Genomic DNA, 20,774 nt, shown 5'->3' with positions numbered 1-20,774 from the left:
AATACGAAATTAACGGCTCCACTTCCTAATCGTCAAGTATGTCAGGTCTTGAAGCAGTGGCGGTGCGATTTTACCGTTGCCCTTGCACTGTCGCAAGCAATTGAAACCGAAAACCCAGCGATCAATGATTCGTCCCAAGCGCTAAACTTCCTAAGATGCTTAGTTCCATCCCAGTCCGCCGCGCAAAGCTGGATGCGGTTTTGCTCGTTTGAAAGTTCGATAGTGGCGAGACTCGAGATGCTCAGGCCGGCTGCCTTTACCAAAGCCTCTTTGCGCGTCCAGCACGAAATGAATGCGGCACCACGCAGCTGCGGGTCCGCACCGCGAACTTCATGGAGTTCCCGGTCGGAAAGTACAAAAGGATAAATCTCCTCGTAACTCTCGTTTTTCTTCCGCTCAACGTCGATCCCAACACGGGTCGTCGAGGACATGGCTATGGCCACAACATCTTCGGCGTTTGAAACATTAAAATGAATTCGCTCATTGTTGTTGTAATCTAGCAGATGGGGCTTTCCGAACGGGCCGTAAACGAATCGGATTTCTTGCTCTGGAACCTTAAGCCGCTCCGAAAGTAACGTACGAAGTAGCCCTCGCCCCATCACGAACGTGTCACGGTGCGATTCGTAACGATATTTTCGAGCTCGCTCCTTCTCATCGGCAGAGAGATACCTCCACATGGACCGAGGGTCGCTTTCGCTGCAATGAACCGAGCTCCAAAATACTTCAATGGCTGGGAGGCTGGGTACTCTCCGTGGTGTCGCTTTGGAATTATATGCGGGCCTACTAGTCATGAGAATCACGTCTAGACGTGACTAGCTTCTCTCTAATAGTTAACAAAGAAATTCCGGGGTCAGTTGTGACCAACTTTAAAATATGCAGCCAATCGTCACGGAACATAGCGCTGTGCACTTTGTCGAAACGCTTCGCATCAAACCTCATCTGACAAAGAAGCGATGTACCGCTCTCAACGAGAGTCAAATTCAGTGTTCGTTTCAGGTTCTCAACCCCGACGCTGGGAATTGATTCCACATTTACGCCGTCCAAAGTCAGCGGCTTCCCAGCAGGTTCCATAGTAATCGCATATTCCGCCAGCGGACGTTTAAAAAGCTCTTTGCCGCCAGTGATTGCTTCGTATATCAACTCAAAAGGCACCTCTTGATTTTCTTGCGCCTCAACAAAAGACGAATGGTTGTTCCGAATTGTTGAGATCGCTGTCTCATTTTCAGCGAGCTCCGAACGAACTGCAATGTAGTTAAAGAACCTACCTAATATCAGATGGGTATCTGGATCTCTGCGGTTTGCGACCGGAGCCTGAACTGCGATGTCTTTGGCACCAGTTTCGATCCAAACAAGAATCCGGAGCGCTGTCATGAATACACCAAAGGGGGTCGTTCTAGCTTCTTTCGCGAGGCCAATTACGTCTCCACGGGTCGAAGGCTCGATCGCGAACATCAACTTGTTCGCTTCAACCGTGTCGCGACCATCGTGAGGTTCTTTCGTCACGCAGACGGCCAAGCTGGGAAGGTCCTGTAGCTTTTTCTTCCAATATAGAAACTGATCCTCGAAATCGCCCTGATCAAGCCGTTGTTGGAGCCAGTGCGCATAGTCGATGTATTGATAAGCGTGCCTCCCATTATTGCTCTGAGACAAAGCCCTACCTGCAGCAACGTGGTTATACAGGGCCTCGAAATCAGCATTCATTATTCCTATTGACCACCCGTCAGCTACGATGTGGTGAACCACAAAAATGACATGAAATTTTTTGTCTTGAAGCTTGAAGATTCCGACTCGAAGAGGAAGACTAGTTGAGAGGTCGAATGGCTTGACTCCAAAATCCTTCTTTTTTTCCTCTATCTCCTCAATGGTATATCCAACTAGGTCAAAGTAACTTGCTACGCAGATCTCGTTCGCATGCGCTTCCTGATAAGCCATATTATTACTGTCGCTGAATACCGTCCGAAGTGCTTCGTGCTTCTTTACCAAGGCGTCGCTGGCTTTCAAGAATGCTCCGACATCAAGATTTCCGACAATTTCGAGGGTTTGGACGAGGTTTTCAGAGCTGTGATCAATACGTGCTGCAGAATCGCTCGTAGCTTTTTTTGCTTTATCCCAAAGTCGATGCTGGCTGGGAGTCACCGGCGCTTTGCGTTCAGAATGCACGGAAATCGGCGGAAGTTCATTACTAGCTATATTCTTAGTCTCAAGATAAAGTGATAAGGCAGAAACGGTTGATGCTTCAAATATCGTGCGTAAGGCTACAGTGGTTCCGAAAGTTTGGCGAATACGTGCCATGAGCCTCATAGCAAGGACAGAATGTCCCCCCAGGTCGAAGAAGTTATCGTCGATACCTACCTGATTTAACCCCAGGACTTCAGCGAAAAGGCCACAAAGAAGCTCCTCCTGTGGGGTCGAAGGTTCCCGGCCGACTGAAACCTCGTAAGTAGGCGACGGCAGAGCCTTGCGATCAAGTTTGCCATTTGGAGACAGGGGAAGACGATCGAGCGCTATGATCGCCGCTGGAACCATATAATCAGGAAGACGATCGCGGAGAAATTGCCGCAATGCTTGTGCGTCTATGAGAGAGCCCGACTGACTGACCACATATCCCAGAAGCTTTTTGTCACCGGAGCTATCCTCGCGCGCGATGACGACGGCTTGTGAAACGCTAGGATGAGAGAGCAGAGTGGCCTCGATCTCCCCGGGCTCAATACGGAAACCACGGATCTTAACCTGCTCGTCGGCCCGCCCGAGAAACCTCAGTAGGCCGTCTCGGCCCCATCGGACTAAATCTCCGGTTCGGTAAAGACGGTCTCCCGAATCTCCAAACGGACTACTAATGAACTTTTCACATGTAAGCGAGGGGTGGTTTAGGTAGCCACGCCCTACGCCTCTTCCTGCAATATAAAGTTCGCCAACCACTCCAATTGGAACCGGGGCAAGACATTTGTCGAGGACATAGACCTTTGTATTCGCAATTGGTTTCCCAATCGGTATTTCAGTCGCGATCCCTTTCGGAAAGGCGTGGCACACTGAAAATGTTGTCGCCTCCGTTGGGCCGTAGCCATTGATTACCTGGCAATTGGGAAGAGCTTTGTTAACCCGGTTTATCGTATCGAGGGACAATACGTCCCCTCCCGCCAGCAGTTGCCGGAGGGAGAACAGGCACTGCAGATGCTCTTCGGAAAGGAGTTGAAAGATGCCGGCCGTAAGCCACAAAGTCGTCACGTTAAATTTCTGCACAAGATCACAAACCTCATCAAGGCCAACCTTTCCGGGCGGAGCGAATACCAAGCGGCCACCATTGAGGAGAGCACCCCAGATCTCGAAAGTTGAAGCGTCAAAGGCTAGTGGGGCGAATTGAAGAAACGTTTCGCGAACGCCAAAATTCGCATAGTCGGTCGCCATCACGGTTCGGACGACTGCGGCATGGTCTATCATAACTCCTTTCGGAGTGCCGGTTGAGCCGGAGGTGTAGCAGATATAAGCGAGACGAGAGTCATTCCCTCCCATCTCAGGGGGCGCGCCTGACATCGTACTCCACTCATTGTGATCGGCATCGATCGAGATCACTGGGACGGAAGGATGCAGTCCTACAAATAACTCAGCGTGCCGGGACATCGTAATGACCACCGCTGGTCGGGCATCCCGTGCGACAAAATCGATGCGGTCTTTCGGGTAGACGGGATCTACAGCTACGTATGCGCCGCCCGCTTTCAGAATTGCTAAGAGGCCAACCGCGACGTCGATACAACGTTCGATGCATATGACTACAGGACGATCTGGACCCACACCTAAATTTACGAGGTAGTGGGCCAAACGATTTGCTTGGGTCTCAAGATCCCTATAAGTAAGAACGTGGTCGCGATCAACGACGGCAATGGCATCAGGTGTACGGGCGACCTGAGCCTGAAAGAGTTCCGGCAGCAGCGCTTCGGAAATCGGCCGCCGCGTGTCATTCCATTCTACAAGAACCTTGTGACGTTCGTCGGGGTCTAACAGATCGATTTCGTCTAGGCGTTGTTCGGGATCGGAGACAATAGCCTCCAGAAGGCGGATAAACCGATCGGCAAACGCTTCTACGGTGTCGCGATCAAAAAGGTCTGTTGCATATTCGATTGCGCCGAAGATGCCGGCAGGTGCCTTATCCGCGTCGAACTGTTCTCGGAGGGCAAAAGAGAGGTCGAATTTGGCGGAGGTTACGTTTACCTTTTCAATTGAGGCGTCGACGCCATCAAATGCGAGATTGGCCTCAAGGTTGTTGTGAAGCACTAGAAGGACTTGAAAGAGGGGATGCTTTGCTAAAGAACGGCTTGGGTTCAAAAGCTCGACCAGCCGCTCGAAGGGTAGATCTTGGTGTGCATAAGCATCAAGTGTAATATCCCTAACCCGGCCACATAGCTCGCGGAACGTGGGATTATCGGCAGTGTCTATACGGAATACGAGGGTGTTGACGAAAAATCCGACGAGGTCCTCAAGAGCAGCATCCATGCGTCCCGCTACCGGGCTCCCAATCGCAATGTCTGTCCCCGCGCCTAACCGATAAAGGAGCGCTGCGAGGGTGCTATGGAAGAGCATAAATAATGTTACACGCTCGTTCCTTGCCAAGGCTTTCAAGCCGGCATGAAGCTCCCCAGAAAGAGCAAATTCCACCTCCGCCCCGCGATGGCTTTCTATTGCGGGCCTGGTTCGATCGACTGGTAGATTGATCTCGTCCGGAAGGCCCTTAAGCGCTTCTCGCCAATACTCAATTTGCTTTGAAATGAGACTATCCTGGTCGCTTTCGCTGCCTAAGACGTCTTGATGCCACAGTGTATAGTCGGCATACTGAACCGACAAAGGGGTCCATTCAGGCTCTTTTCCTTTGCTCCGAGCATTGTAGGAAGCAGAAAGATCTCTCAACAGCGGAAACATCGACCATCCATCGGCGGCGATATGGTGCAGGAGGATCAGGAGCACATATTCATTTTGGCCGAGTTGGAATAGATAAGGTCGTATTGGGACATCTATCGAGAGATCGAAGTTATAGTTTGCGGCAGCTACAAGTGCAGTACTGAGATTCTCATGGGCAATCTTCTTTGTGATAATATCAATATTTAAATTGTCAGCGGATACCACCTCTTGGTGGGGAATTCCTTCAACCTCTACGAAAGTAGTCGCTAGGCTTTCGTGCCTTAGTAGGATGTCTTTCAAGCATGACTTTAGGACAGATATCTCTATATCGCCGTTCAGGTGCAGGGCGATCGGAATATTATATGTCGAGCTATGACCATCAATCCGGTCTAGAAGCCAAAGGCGACGCTGCGCCGGAGACAGAGGAAGACGCGGCGGTCGCATCTGTTTTTGCAATGCCGTCCGCGCGGTATCCGACTTATTGAGGTATCGATCTAATTGAGCAACGGTCGGGGCCTCGAAAAGCGTTCGGATAGCAACCTCACGGCTGAAGGTGGAGCGGATTCGAGATATTAGGCGAGTAGCAAGTAGTGAATGTCCCCCCAGGTCGAAGAAGTTATCGTCGATACCTACCTGATTTAACCCCAGGACTTCAGCGAAAAGGCCACAAAGAAGCTCCTCCTGTGGGGTCGAAGGTTCCCGGCCGACTGAAACCTCGTAAGTAGGCGACGGCAGAGCCTTGCGATCAAGTTTGCCATTTGGAGACAGGGGAAGACGATCGAGCGCTATGATCGCCGCTGGAACCATATAATCAGGAAGACGATCGCGGAGAAATTGCCGCAATGCTTGTGCGTCTATGAGAGAGCCCGACTGACTGACCACATATCCCAGAAGCTTTTTGTCACCGGAGCTATCCTCGCGCGCGATGACGACGGCTTGTGAAACGCTAGGATGAGAGAGCAGAGCGGCCTCGATCTCCCCGGGCTCAATACGGAAACCACGGATCTTAACCTGCTCGTCGGCCCGCCCTAAATAGTCCAGAATACCGTCGCTACGCCATTTGACGAGGTCTCCAGTCCGATACATGCGCGTGCCAGCCTCACCAAAGGGATCAGCTACAAACCGTTCGGCAGTCAGGCCGGGCCGACGCAGATAACCTCGCGCCAGGCCTGCTCCCGCTATGTAAAGCTCCCCGACAACCCCAGGCGGAACCAGTTGCAAAGTATCATTGAGGACATAAACAAATGTATTCGAAATCGGGCGCCCAATCGGAACCGAACCCTCGGATTCCACATCGCTGATAGCTGCGCAAAGAGACCATATTGTCGTTTCGGTCGGCCCGTAGAGATTATGAAGACTTCCGTACGTGCTAAGAATTTGTTGTGCTAGGTCGCTCGTAAGCTGTTCACCCCCGCACAAAGCCGCTACATTCCCCGCCGAATGAACTTCGGCGAGATTCCTGTAAGCAGACGGTGTTGCCTGGAACAAGCCAGATGGAGCATTTGTTAATGCACGAACCGTCTCCTGGGCTTGCAACGCGGCGGACTGGGCTGAGAGATTCAGCCGGCCTCCGGTGGCAAGCGGCAGAAAGAGTTCCATACCGGCGATATCAAAAGCGATTGACGTGGTCGCATAAAACGGTGTTTGCGCGAATGGATCGAAGATTTCAGTCATCGCGGCAAGGAAATTTGTGAACCCCGAATGATTCACAACCACGCCTTTGGGTTTTCCGGTTGATCCGGATGTATAGATGACATAGGCGGGATGTAGTGGGTCGAGCGGCGCGTGCCGTTCTGTCTCGATGACCGCGGAATCGGAAAATGCGGAGATCCGTTCGAGGACTCCAGCGTCATCTAGAAGTAGGAGAGGAGCATCCTCAGGCAGCTTTTCTGCCGTCGATGCCACCGCGATTACCGTGGCGGGCTGCGCGTCAGCCACCATGAACGCTAATCTTTCGGTCGGATATTGCGGGTCGAGAGGCAGATAAGCCCCACCTGACTTGAGAACCGCCAGCAAAGACACAACCATGTCGATTGACCGTGGAAGCGCCAGTGCGACAATCGTCTCAGGTCCCACGCCCAGCTCAATTAAATACCGGGCCATCCGGTTGGCGCGGGCCTCAAGTTCGGCGTACGAAATTTGCTCGCCTTCACATTCAAGGGCGATAGCATCAGGTGTGCGGGCAGCCTGGGCTTGGAAGAGTTCAGGTAACAACTCCCGGGAAATCGGCCGTCGCGTGTCATTCCATTCTACAAGAACCTTGTGACGTTCGTCGGGGTCTAACAGATCGATTTCGTCTAGGCGTTGTTCGGGATCGGAGACAATAGCCTCCAGAAGGCGGATAAACCGATCGGCAAACGCTTCTACGGTGTCGCGGTCAAACAAATGTGGTTGGTAACTAAGCCTGATCTCTGTTGATCTACCCGGGAAAATCGAAAGATGAAGCGGATAGTGCGATTGTCCCCCTGAGCAGTCAACAAACTCAGCTGAGAACGATTCTCCTCTCCACACACTTTCTCCTCCTAGGGGATAGTTTTGATAAACCACAACGCTTTCCAGAAGATTCGTGGTTCCGATCCATCTTTGAATATCCCCGAGGCTTGTCGAGTGAAACTGGATCAAGCCAGCTTGCTCGGATTGCACCCTGCAGAGTAACGCCTTAACCTTCTCACTGCCGTCCACCCTGAAGCGAAGAGGTATCGTGTTTGCCAACAAGCCCACGATCCTCTCAACGTCAGGAACTTCTGGATGGCGACCTGATACAACCACTCCGAAAACAACATCACTTCGAGCCTCGATCAGGCTGAGAAAAATTCCCCAAGCCGCCTGCATAATAGTGCTGTCCGTGACACCAACTGTTCGCGATAGCGTAAGAACTTGCTGGGTAAGCGAGCTACTGATTGTTCGTAGTACCGTCTGAGGCTGGTGGGCGTCGTATACATTGCCGTGCAACGCGTTCCGCTGATAATCGTAATCGAGTAGATATTGCGTCCATGCCTCGCGAGAACTTTCGCCATCTGCGGAGGTCATCCAGTCGAGATAGTCTCGATAAGAGGCAGCGGACGGTAGCGCTTCGACTTCCCCATTACAGTCATAAAGCTCAAACAGCTCACGAAGAAATACAGGCAACGACCATCCGTCGAGTATGAGATGATGGTGCGTAAAAAAAAGATAAGCTCTGTCTGAATCCAGTTTGACGAAGGTAAAGCGAAGCAATGGTGGCCTGTCGGCTCTGAATCTTGTTGTCCGGTCAAAGGCGGAAATCTTATCTAATATCCCTTCCTTTTCTCGCTCCTCGTGGTCAGAGATATCGACCGTGTGCCAGGGAAGATCGACGGTATCTAGAACGACTTGCAGCGGATCGTCCAAATCCTCATATTCGAACCCAGCACGGATGTTCGGATAACGATGCAGAAGCAAGTCAGCGCATTTCCGCAGCTTCTCGGGCACACATTTGCCACGCAGCTCGATCGTAAATTGGATGTGATAGACGTCAACACCACTCTCATCATAAAGTGAGTGGAAGAGAAGGCCCTTCTGCAAAGGTGATAGCGGGAGAAGCTCTTCAATGTTAGGCACTGCGGCCTCCCCATTTATCTTGAAGCTTATCAAACGCCACAGGGGCTAGGCCCATCTGGGGCGAACCTCTCTCATTTTGAGCAGTTTTGCCTTGCGGAGCAGGCGCGGCCCGCGGTGCCAACTTAGCCACCGTCTTGCATTCAAACACGTCTCGAGGGGAGAGTGACAACATCTCGTGTCGTGCACGTGATATCAACCGTATGACTGATATACTGTTACCACCGAGCCGGAAGAAGTCATCATCTGTCCCGATCTCCGGAATACCGAGTACGTCAGAAAAAATTTGGCAAAGTTGATGTTCGATTGCTGTTTTGGGATCGCTCCCTTTCCGGGGATTGAGATCGGGGGAGGGGAGAGAACCGCGGTCGACTTTCCCGTTGGGTGATAAAGGAATGCTCTCAACGGCTATTATTGAGGCGGGAAGCATATGAGCAGGAAGGAATATCTCTAAATACTCCCGAAGCTCATGTGCCATATCATCGGCAAAGGAGATCCGGGCAGGGATGCTGGATATATCGTGATTTCCGGGGAAGCTGGGGCCGGAGACCGCCTGTGCGGAAATGTGGGCAGGAACAAATGCGACGTCCATGGCCCCAGTGGTAGATTCATTGTTCCATCTGAGAATCAAGTCCCGGCCGTACCTTTGAGCTAACGTCTGAAAGACAGGTAAAAGCTCGCCGCCAGGGTGCGCAGTAGTGTGGGAATCCGCGTTCGAAGGTTTTACGCGCGCCCGAAAAGTAGCTAACACGAAACGATCTTCATCGAGCTTTTGATTTGGAACCCCGACAAGAACCAGTGCATTTTGGCTTGCTTCAAGAAGCTGACCAATCACATCCGCGTCGTGATGTCTGCTGTTGAACTGAACGCAATTTATTTGGGGGCCCGCAGCACTCGAAGGCACAGGGAAATTTAATATTACGTCGTATCTATACTTCGTCAACTCGTTGGAGAATCGGCCAGTCTTTACTCGGACGTCGGCGATCATGTTTACCGCTGCGTGGCTGTTCAATTTCTCGAAGTAGCAAGGATCTATGAGTAACTCGCTTGGCGACTGAAGTGCTCGTTCAATTCGCTCTGAGATGATCGCAGGAGTGTCTTCAGGAGCCGCAATCCGAACCTGTTTTGCGGTTTCGAACATACGAAATAGTCGGTGGTTGCGAACATCGCCGATGAAAATCGCTCCCCTAGGAGCTAAGTATCCTTGGAGACGCTCTAGGAGCTCGGTGAGATACCCGAGCTCAGGAAAGTACTGAGTGACCGAGTTTATGATAATAGTGTCGAAGTATCCAAGCGGCATGGTAGAAAGATCGTGGGCCGGAGCGGTTATAAGCCGTACCTTTTCATTCAACTTGTCATGAGCTGACAGTAGAGAGGCGAGCTTAGATATTGCGGTGCCAGAGATATCGCTACCCCAATACTCGTCGCAAAGTGGTGCGATACGGGATAAGATGAGCCCTGTTCCTACTCCGATCTCCAAGACTTTCGATGGATTGAGGGCGATGATCCGCTTGACGGTCTCCTCTCGCCAATCTTCCATCTCCTGACGTGGTATCGGTGCCCCATCGTAGCTATTTGTCCATCCTCTGAAGTCCTCGCCAAAAGGAGCGTCAGAGGGCAGTGCATATTCGTTCTCGTACAGTTCATGCCATTCCGCAAGTTTGCTCTCTCGCACATCAGCGGGTGCAAGCCCATGCGAATTATGGACCACATATCCCAGAAGCTTTTTGTCACCGGGGCTATCCTCGCGCGCGATGACGACGGCTTGTGAAACGCTTGGATGAGAGAGCAGAGCAGCCTCGATCTCCCCGGGCTCAATACGGAAACCGCGAATCTTAACCTGTTCGTCGGCCCGCCCTAAATAGTCCAGAATACCGTCGCTACGCCATTTGACGAGGTCTCCAGTCCGATACATGCGCGTGCCAGCCTCACCAAAGGGATCAGCTACAAACCGTTCGGCAGTCAGGCCGGGCCGACGCAGATAACCTCGCGCCAGGCCTGCTCCCGCTATGTAAAGCTCCCCGACGACCCCAGGCGGAACCAGTTGCAAAGTATCATTGAGGACATAAACAAATGTATTCGAAATCGGGCGCCCAATCGGAACCGAAGCTGCGAGTTGCCGATCGGAACCAGCCATGAAGACTGTGCAGCCCACCACCGTCTCCGTCGGACCGTACTCGTTAAAAATCTTCACCGGAGATCCCCCGGTGAGCCACGGTTTTATGTGCGAACTTAGAAGTGCCTCTCCGCCGACAATTAGGCAATTAGAAATCTCATGGAGCCTATCGCTCGCAACGACGCTCCCAAATAAGTCCAAATGGGCTGGGGTGATTTTCATCAAAGAGTAGTTCAAAGGACCGCCAGCGATATCCTTCTGAACGCGCTCGATCTCGGTACCTTCTGCGTGTAGGATGACCCGACTGCCCCTCAGTAGCGGTAAGTAGAGGCTAGTTACCGTAGCGTCGAAAGCGAGTGAGGTGGTCAGTGGCGTACCGGTGCCCCGGTTTTTCGGATAGTAGCTCTCAGCCCAGAGAAGGTAATTTGTGAACCCCGAATGATTCACAACCACGCCTTTGGGCTTTCCGGTTGATCCAGATGTATAGATGACATAGCCGGGATGTAGTGGGTCGAGCGGCGCGTGCCGTTCTGTCTCGATGACCGCGGAATCGGAAAATGCGGAGATCCGTTCGAGGACTCCAGCGTCATCTAGAAGTAGGAGAGGAGCATCCTCAGGCAGCTTTTCTGCCGTCGATGCCACCGCGATTACCGTGGCGGGCTGCGCGTCAGCCACCATGAACGCTAATCTTTCGGTCGGATATTGCGGGTCGAGAGGCAGATAAGCCCCACCTGACTTGAGAACCGCCAGCAAAGACACAACCATGTCGATTGACCGTGGAAGCGCCAGTGCGACAATCGTCTCAGGTCCCACGCCCAGCTCAATTAAATACCGGGCCATCCGGTTGGCGCGGGCCTCAAGTTCGGCGTACGAAATTTGCTCGCCTTCACATTCAAGGGCAATGGCATCAGGTGTACGGGCGACCTGAGCCTGAAAGAGTTCCGGCAGCAGCGCTTCGGAAATCGGCCGCCGCGTGTCATTCCATTCTACAAGAACCTTGTGACGTTCGTCGGGGTCTAACAGATCGATTTCGTCTAGGCGTTGTTCGGGATCGGAGACAATAGCCTCCAGAAGGCGGATAAACCGATCGGCAAACGCTTCTACGGTGTCGCGATCAAAAAGGTCTGTTGCATATTCGATTGCGCCGAAGATGCCGGCAGGTGCCTTATCCGCGTCGAACTGTTCTCGGAGGGCAAAAGAGAGGTCGAATTTGGCGGAGGTTACGTTTACCTTTTCAATTGAGGCGTCGACGCCATCAAATGCGAGATTGGCCTCAAGGTTGTTGTGAAGCACTAGAAGGACTTGAAAGAGGGGATGCTTTGCTAAAGAACGGCTTGGGTTCAAAAGCTCGACCAGCCGCTCGAAGGGTAGATCTTGGTGTGCATAAGCATCAAGTGTAATATCCCTAACCCGGCCACATAGCTCGCGGAACGTGGGATTATCGGCAGTGTCTATACGGAATACGAGGGTGTTGACGAAAAATCCGACGAGGTCCTCAAGAGCAGCATCCATGCGTCCCGCTACCGGGCTCCCAATCGCAATGTCTGTCCCCGCGCCTAACCGATAAAGGAGCGCTGCGAGGGTGCTATGGAAGAGCATAAATAATGTTACACGCTCGTTCCTTGCCAAGGCTTTCAAGCCGGCATGAAGCTCCCCAGAAAGAGCAAATTCCACCTCCGCCCCGCGATGGCTTTCTATTGCGGGCCTGGTTCGATCGACTGGTAGATTGATCTCGTCCGGAAGGCCCTTAAGCGCTTCTCGCCAATACTCAATTTGCTTTGAAATGAGACTATCCTGGTCGCTTTCGCTGCCTAAGACGTCTTGATGCCACAGTGTATAGTCGGCATACTGAACCGACAAAGGGGTCCATTCAGGCTCTTTTCCTTTGCTCCGAGCATTGTAGGAAGCAGAAAGATCTCTCAACAGCGGAAACATCGACCATCCATCGGCGGCGATATGGTGCAGGAGGATCAGGAGCACATATTCATTTTGGCCGAGTTGGAATAGATAAGGTCGTATTGGGACATCTATCGAGAGATCGAAGTTATAGTTTGCGGCAGCTACAAGTGCAGTACTGAGATTCTCATGGGCAATCTTCTTTGTGATAATATCAATATTTAAATTGTCAGCGGATACCACCTCTTGGTGGGGAATTCCTTCAACCTCTACGAAAGTAGTCGCTAGGCTTTCGTGCCTTAGTAGGATGTCTTTCAAGCATGACTTTAGGACAGATATCTCTATATCGCCGTTCAGGTGCAGGGCGATCGGAATATTATATGTCGAGCTATGACCATCAATCCGGTCTAGAAGCCAAAGGCGACGCTGCGCCGGAGACAGAGGAAGACGCGGCGGTCGCATCTGTTTTTGCAATGCCGTCCGCGCGGTATCCGACTTATTGAGGTATCGATCTAATTGAGCAACGGTCGGGGCCTCGAAAAGCGTTCGGATAGCAACCTCACGGCTGAAGGTGGAGCGGATTCGAGATATTAGGCGAGTAGCAAGTAGTGAATGTCCCCCCAGGTCGAAGAAGTTATCGTCGATACCTACCTGATTTAACCCCAGGACTTCAGCGAAAAGGCCACAAAGAAGCTCCTCCTGTGGGGTCGAAGGTTCCCGGCCGACTGAAACCTCGTAAGTAGGCGACGGCAGAGCCTTGCGATCAAGTTTGCCATTTGGAGACAGGGGAAGACGATCGAGCGCTATGATCGCCGCTGGAACCATATAATCAGGAAGACGATCGCGGAGAAATTGCCGCAATGCTTGTGCGTCTATGAGAGAGCCCGACTGACTGACCACATATCCCAGAAGCTTTTTGTCACCGGAGCTATCCTCGCGCGCGATGACGACGGCTTGTGAAACGCTAGGATGAGAGAGCAGAGCGGCCTCGATCTCCCCGGGCTCAATACGGAAACCACGGATCTTAACCTGCTCGTCGGCCCGCCCTAAATAGTCCAGAATACCGTCGCTACGCCATTTGACGAGGTCTCCAGTCCGATACATGCGCGTGCCAGCCTCACCAAAGGGATCAGCTACAAACCGTTCGGCAGTCAGGCCGGGCCGACGCAGATAACCTCGCGCCAGGCCTGCTCCCGCTATGTAAAGCTCCCCGACAACCCCAGGCGGAACCAGTTGCAAAGTATCATTGAGGACATAAACAAATGTATTCGAAATCGGGCGCCCAATCGGAACCGAACCCTCGGATTCCACATCGCTGATCCGATGCATTACCGCATCCGCCGCAATCTCTGATGATCCGTACAAGTTGAAGACTGAAGCATCAGGAAAGGCGCGCCTCATCGTGGCGACCAAATTCGACTCTAAGGCCTCGCCGCTCAATGTCCAAACGGCGAGAGTATTACACTTCTGCTTTGCTTCTGCGAGAGATAGTAATTTTTCGGCTACGCTGGGCACGAGCACGATTCTAGTAACGGAGTGTACCTCAATGAAATTTAGTAGAGCCTGCAAATCCGTCCCAATTTCATCCGGTGCGATACATACATGCGCCCCACCTAGGAGGGGAAGCAGCAGCTCATAGACACTGTCAACGAAGCTGATCGAAGTTTTTTGGCAGCAGACATCTGCCTGAGTTGGGGGATTGATCCACAATTGCGCCGTTACCCTGTTTCGCGCAGACTCGTGTGACGCAACCACGCCTTTGGGTTTTCCGGTTGATCCGGATGTATAGATGACATAGGCGGGATGTAGTGGGTCGAGCGGCGCGTGCCGTTCTGTCTCGATGACCGCGGAATCGGAAAATGCGGAGATCCGTTCGAGGACTCCAGCGTCATCTAGAAGTAGGAGAGGAGCATCCTCAGGCAGCTTTTCTGCCGTCGATGCCACCGCGATTACCGTGGCGGGCTGCGCGTCAGCCACCATGAACGCTAATCTTTCAGTCGGATATTGCGGGTCGAGAGGCAGATAAGCCCCACCTGACTTGAGAACCGCCAGCAAAGACACAACCATGTCGATTGACCGTGGAAGCGCCAGTGCGACAATCGTCTCAGGTCCCACGCCCAGCTCAATTAAATACCGGGCCATCCGATTGGCGCGGGCCTCAAGTTCGGCGTACGAAATCTGCTCGCCTTCATATTCAACGGCAATGGCATCAGGTGTACGGGCGACCTGAGCCTGAAAGAGTTCCGGCAGCAGCGCTTCGGAAATCGGCCGCCGCGTGTCATTCCATTCTACAAGAACCTTGTGACGGGTTCGCTGATCACAAATATCTAAGCGCTCAAGCGCAACTGATGCCGTTTCCTCAAGGGCAGAAGCTATCTGACTAAGAGCTTCTACCATGTAACCGCTAAGCGTTCCGGGAACGACTGGAGGTACTGCTTGAACTGTAAGCCCCAAGCTGACCCCGGTGTCGTCGACAGATAAGGTAATCGGATAGCTTGTACGCTCTTCGAACTTCAATCGCTCAATGCCGCAACCGAGATCGGCTTGGTGCTGCAATGGGTCATTATGGCGGTAGTTGATGAGGCTGCTGAACAAGGGAATGGATGCCGGAACGCTACTACAGCCTTGGGCTAACGTTAGTGAAGCGTACTCGTGCTGCATGAGTTCCGAGAGGAGAGAATGGGTCCTGCAGATACCATCTCCAACACTGACAGCGTCTAAATCAACTCTGATCGGCAACGTATTAATGAATAGGCCCATCGCGCGGTCAACTTCGCCGCCGGCCTGATTCCTTCCTAGGAGGACCGTCCCAAACACAGCTGCATCGCGACCGCATGTTCGGGCGACCACGATCCCCCAAGCAACATGACATATGCTAGCGAGGCTGACCCCAAGTTGCCGCGCATGTCTTCTAAGCCTCCGGTCAAGGTCGACAGACAGTGTGACGACAGACTCCGTCACATCCTTTCCATCATTGTAAACATCGACCATGTCGAAAGGAGCGCTGGGATCCTCGATATCAGCCAGCATCGACCGGAAGAAGTGGCGATGGTGTTCATCATCCGCTGCCCGCAGCCGTGTCTGCGCGATGAGGTTACGATAAGGAGTTGCTGGGGGAAGATTGCTCCCGCTGCCGCCCATGATCTCACGAACTTCTGAATGCAAGATTTCCAGAGTGGTATGGTCCGCTATCAAATGGTGGAACAGCTGCAGAAGTAGCCAGTGCCCCGTTTGAAAGTCCCTGGTGGCAAAGAAGCGCATAAGAGGGGGCTCAGAAAGATCAAGACGGTAAGTGCGAGGATCATAGCGTTCAATTAACTGATCAACAGCCAGACCGGCACTCGGATCGAGATCAACGTACTCGACCGAAATATCAGCTTTCCGCAGTACAAATTGCGCTGGAGTCGTGAGACCATGCCACATGAAACCAGTGCGCAAAATCTCGTGCCTATCCACAACAGTTTGGACGGCTTCGACATAACGTTGCAAAATAACTCGTTCACGAAAGCCGATAAGGTCGAGCAACAAATACGCGTCACCTATACCGCCGAGCATATGATGGAAAAGAATTCCATCTTGCAGCGGGGAGAGGGCGTAAATATCCTGAATATTTCCTTTGCCTCCTGGGGCTCGTTCAACGATCCTATCGATGTCAATTTTTGACAGGTCAATAAGCGGTAGGTCGCTGGGCATCAGAGGCGAATTTGGATCGATCTTGCTGTGGTCAACTAAAACAGGATCTGCGTCAGCCACCTTGCCAGCTAAACTTGCGATTGTCGGAAACGAAAACAGATCGCTCGTCTTCAAATTTAAGCCTTCTTGGCGTAACCGTGCTTGGACTTTGACCGCCAGCAGCGAGTGGCCACCGAGCTCAAAGAAATTGTCCTGTGTGCCGATCCTTGTTATGCAAAGTAGGTCCTGCCAGGTTGTCGCCAGTAGTTGCTCGATATGACCGGATGGAGCTTCATAAGGCGGCCTTGAGACAGGATCTTCGATAGGGCTTGGCAGCGCTTTTCGATCAATCTTCCCGTTCTGCGTAAGAGGGAACGTTTCTAAGAACGTGAAAGTGGCTGGAACCATGTACTCAGGAAGGTAACCGCGGAGGTAAGCCCGCAGTTCATCCGCGCCGGCGGTGAGCGTTTTTTGCTCCGGCACGATGTACGCAGCCAGATAGTCGTTGAGTTCGTGGCTGTCGTGTTTGATCACCAGCGCATCGCGCACGCCAGCATGCTCACAAAGCTGCCTTTGTATCTCGCCGGGCTCTAGCCTGAAACCGCGGATCTTGATTTGGTCGTCGTTACGTCCGATGAAATGGAGCCGACCGTCTGGAAGATGCCTCCCCAGATCTCCGGTTTTGTACATCCGTTTTCCGGCTACCCGGCTGAAAGGATCAGCTACAAAGTGTTCCGCTGTTAATCCCGCGCGACCAAGATAGCCGCGAGCCACGCCCGCGCCACTTATATATATCTCTCCGACGACCCCATGCGGTACGGGCTGGAGGTATTCGTCCAGAACGTAAGCCCGTGTATTGGCGATCGGGCGGCCGATAGTAAGAACTGGTTCTCCTGCTCTGACCTCACCGGATGTTGCCACCACTGTGGCCTCCGTTGGTCCATAGTTGTTTACCAGGGTCAGCTTAGGGGGCAGTGTCGGAGGGACACTTCGCAATTGGTCTCCGCCTACGAGGAGACTTTGGAGGTTGGGGTTCGTCAGATTCTCCTGGAACGCAATGGAGGCAAGGGGCGTGCTTAGAAAACTTACGTGCAGGTCCTGCTGATGCCACCATTTCAATAAAACGTCGACGTCATCCAGGAGATTTACAGGCGGAAGCACTAGTGTGGCGCCGCTGCATAGCGCGGGCCACATTTCCCAAACACTGGCGTCGAAGACAGGCCGAGACATCAATGTACAACGACTGCCAGTCTTCAAGCCGAACGTCTTTATATGCCACGTCGCGAGGTTAACCAATCCCGCGTGTTCAATCATAACCCCCTTGGGTTTCCCCGTCGATCCAGACGTGTATATCACGTAAGCCAGTTGGCTAGGAGCAATAAGGGGGAAACCCGAGACGAGATCAATTTCAGCGGGATGTTTAGCCGACATGGCTTCACCGATATCGAGCGTGTGGGGCCCCTCCGCCACTGCGGCCGAAAGTGCCTTCGCTCCGACGGTATCGGTTAGTATAAGAACCGCACCGGCATCGGCCACAGTATCGGCAATATGTTCAGGCGGATTAGTCGGGTCAAGCGGGAGGTAGGTAGCGCCAGCTTTTACGACGGCAATGAACGCAGTAATCATATAGATGCGACGCTCGACGCAGATCGCAACGATGTTGTCTGGCCTAGTCATCCTCATTCGGATTTTATCGGCAAGTATATTCGCCTTTGCATTCAGTTCAGCGTACGTCACGCTGATGCCATCCTGCTCGACCGCTACCACGTCAGGCGTTTCGGCCACTTGGCGCTCAAATAACTGATGGATACAGCGCTCCGAAGGGAAGTCCACCGAGGTCTCATTCCAACCCTCAAGCACAAGCTCGGTTTCTTGCCTGCTGAGTATCTCCAAGCCATGGGCCGGCACAAACTCGTTGCCAGGTGTCATAATCGAACGAGACAAGACGATAAGATGTTCCGTTATCCTGTCGACGTCGGCAGGCGACAACCGCTCGGCATTGTAAATCAGGCGGAAAGATCTTTTCCGGGGATCAACCTGAAATGTAACCACATTTGCTTTCGGATGATCCTGGGGGAGCACTTCACTATCGACTAATTCAACTGCTGTGTCCCATGCCCGCCGCGGGCGCAGTATCTTAGACGATCGGAGATTCGTCTTACTCGGGAAAGTGTCCTTAGCGAAGGTATTCTTAACCCGGACTGTCGCGCACTCCGACGACAGAGCAGAGCGTACGCTATCAAAGGATTCCACCCACCCAACATTGAGCTGTAGAGGCACGACGTCAGCTAGTGTGGCCCTTACCGCTGCCGAACTGGAATCATCCGGTTGCCAAGCCCATCCCGTCTCGATCGTACTCTTTCCCGTAACTCGTGAGAGATATACGAGCCAAGACGTCAGAATATACGACCCGCTCGTCTCTAAGGGGATTGCATCAAATGCCTGCAGAACATGCCACGCACTGGCGCGCCAACGTTCGCGGCCCTGTTCCGCCCAAGAAGGTGCAAACGGCAAACTTGTCGAATTCGCGTGTGCCAATCTTTTTTGCCAGAAGCTATTGTTCTTTGATGTCTCGATGTGAAGTCGCCTCAGCCTCGACATTTCCGACTCTGAGAGAATCGGTAGCTGCGTCCCGGGCTCAATTTCAAGCTCTGCGGCAAGGATTTGGGGCGATACATCTTCATCAGTTTCTAGTACAACTAGATTTCTAACTAAGATGTCGTGGTCAAACGTAGAAATCCGCCAACCTTTATGGTCAACACAGATCACTGTGCCAGGTGGTTCAGTTGAGCGCTCGTCCAGCACATCCAAGGCGCCGACCCCCAGAGCGATGTCGGCTACGAGGAGCTTCGGCCTGCAAAAGGTATTGATACGATACGGGCCGAAAGATAAAGCGCGAACCGTTGCGGACAGCTGCTTAGCCTGTCTATTAAACTGCAAAATCCCATCTGCCTCAGGCCGGTCGTGTCGAGAGAAGAAGGTCCTTTGCGAAAGATCTTGCTGATACGATTCCACTTTTCCATGGGTCAGGCGGCTTATTAGTTCCTCAAAAGCTCCAGCTGCCGCTTGGTAGCATTTCAAATTGAGAGAAAGCGCCGTATCGTCGTCAACAATGGGAACGGCTCGCTGCAACACGATATCGCCAGCGTCTACAAAATTGCTGATACGGTGCCACGATATAGCGTAATCTCTCTCTTCGGCCAAGATAGCCCATGACGTGGCGTGAACCCCAGCATAACGCGGTAATGGCGCATCATGATAGTTGAATGCACCACCCTTCACTCGAGCTATCACGTTAGGAGGGAGCAAGATCGGATTCACGATCGAGAAAAGCCAGTCCACAGGGCCTTCGTCGAGCAGCAGAGTAGCAAGCTCCTCGACTGACCGCAGGACAGTAATGTTCTTCGCGTAAACCCAATCGGCTAGCACTTTTTCGGAAGTGAGGACCCCTTTGAGATGATGACCGCTGTCCATTAAGTGCTGCGCACATCTAATTGCTAACGTTCCTTCACCGGCGATGATGCAGCTCCGTATGCGTGTTGATTCCGAAGGATCTTGCGCATCGCGTGCGATCGCCGAGACTTGCCTGTTAAACATTTGAGCCTCGATTAATGAGAGCTGTCGACGACAGAAGCATACCCGCGGCCCATGCTCACAAGCACTTGTCGCGGGCCTTCGAATGGATTGCGACCATGGCAGTAGCGCATATTGTCAAGAAGGAGTATGTCGTCCTTTTCCCAACCGAAGCTCGCCCTTTCTGCGGAAAAGGCTTCTCTGATGTGTTCGACGGCATCCTTGGGTATGACTCCGCCGTCGCCGTAATACGCGTTTCGTGGCAGTTCCTCCTCACCAAAAATCGAAAGGAGGTTGCTCGCCATTTCAGGCCCAAGGGCCGTATAGTGGAACATGTGCGCTTGGTTGAACCACACTTCATTACCGCGCTCGGGATGGGTCGCTGTCCCCTGACATGCCTGCCATGTACGCAATCCGCTATTGCGCCATTCGAAACCGATGCCGTGGTTTTTGCAGTACTCCTCGACATCTCCCCGGTCGCTAGATTGGAAAACTACCTGCCAAGGAAGATCGACATAGTCGCTATAATTTCTGACGTATGAAACGCCGCGGCGGCGGAACTCGTCGAAAAGTCCTGTGTCGATCCTGGCTGTTATCTTTTCTAAACTGCCGATTGGTGTTTCTCCGCCCGCCCTTGCTGGCACCGCACAATGAAACCCAATTCTTGTGGGCCAGTCGGCTTGAAAGGCATTCTCGCTGTGGAGCATGATCTCCTCAGACGCCGGGAATTCCGTCGCTGTGTAAATACCCTCGCTAACAGACGTACGAGGTGTTGAGCGGTAGGTGTACTGGAGTGGTTTCCACTGTAAGGAGGCAAAGAGAGCGGCCATAGCGCTTGTTCCCTCCGGAGCAAACCCGCGTAACAAAACAGCACCATGCCTAGTCACCATTTCAGCCACCGCTGGTCCAATCGCCGATGTGGAAGTAGTGAGAGAAGCCTTGTTCAATGACTGAATGATGATGGCATCATCAATCCCGGCAAGCGGGCAAATTTTAATATTGTCAAGCTCGATCATACTGGAAACCTCTGTCCTTCCGAAAGCACCTTTGT

The 20,774-nt window shown here is 52.6% G+C and carries 4 protein-coding genes; all 4 read right to left on the bottom strand.

Features of this window, described 5'->3' with window-relative positions:
- Positions 1-41: 41 nt before the first annotated feature.
- From AVI_RS23390 to AVI_RS23375, 4 genes are read right to left on the bottom strand one after another with little or no spacing between them, the layout of a single operon-like run.
- On the bottom strand, positions 42-791 hold the full coding sequence (locus AVI_RS23390) for a 4'-phosphopantetheinyl transferase family protein (protein WP_148213979.1): 750 nt from the start codon (positions 789-791) through the stop codon (positions 42-44).
- Positions 784-8,469: a non-ribosomal peptide synthetase gene (locus AVI_RS23385; protein WP_012655107.1), complete on the bottom strand. Its 7,686-nt coding sequence runs from the start codon at positions 8,467-8,469 to the stop codon at positions 784-786. The genes AVI_RS23390 and AVI_RS23385 overlap by 8 nt, the downstream gene beginning before the upstream one ends.
- Complete coding sequence (locus tag AVI_RS23380; RefSeq protein WP_012655106.1) at positions 8,462-19,747, bottom strand: non-ribosomal peptide synthetase; 11,286 nt, start codon at positions 19,745-19,747, stop codon at positions 8,462-8,464. The genes AVI_RS23385 and AVI_RS23380 overlap by 8 nt, the downstream gene beginning before the upstream one ends.
- Positions 19,748-19,758: 11 nt before the next feature.
- The gene (locus AVI_RS23375) at positions 19,759-20,739 is read right to left on the bottom strand and encodes a TauD/TfdA family dioxygenase (protein WP_012655105.1); all 981 of its coding nucleotides are present in this window, start codon (positions 20,737-20,739) and stop codon (positions 19,759-19,761) included.
- Positions 20,740-20,774 lie beyond the last annotated feature (35 nt).

Origin of the sequence: Allorhizobium ampelinum S4, assembly GCF_000016285.1 — a bacterium.
GTDB classification, from domain to species: Bacteria; Pseudomonadota; Alphaproteobacteria; order Rhizobiales; family Rhizobiaceae; genus Allorhizobium; species Allorhizobium ampelinum.
Note: the sequence above shows the minus strand (reverse complement) of the source record. Positions and strands in the feature narration are given on the sequence as shown.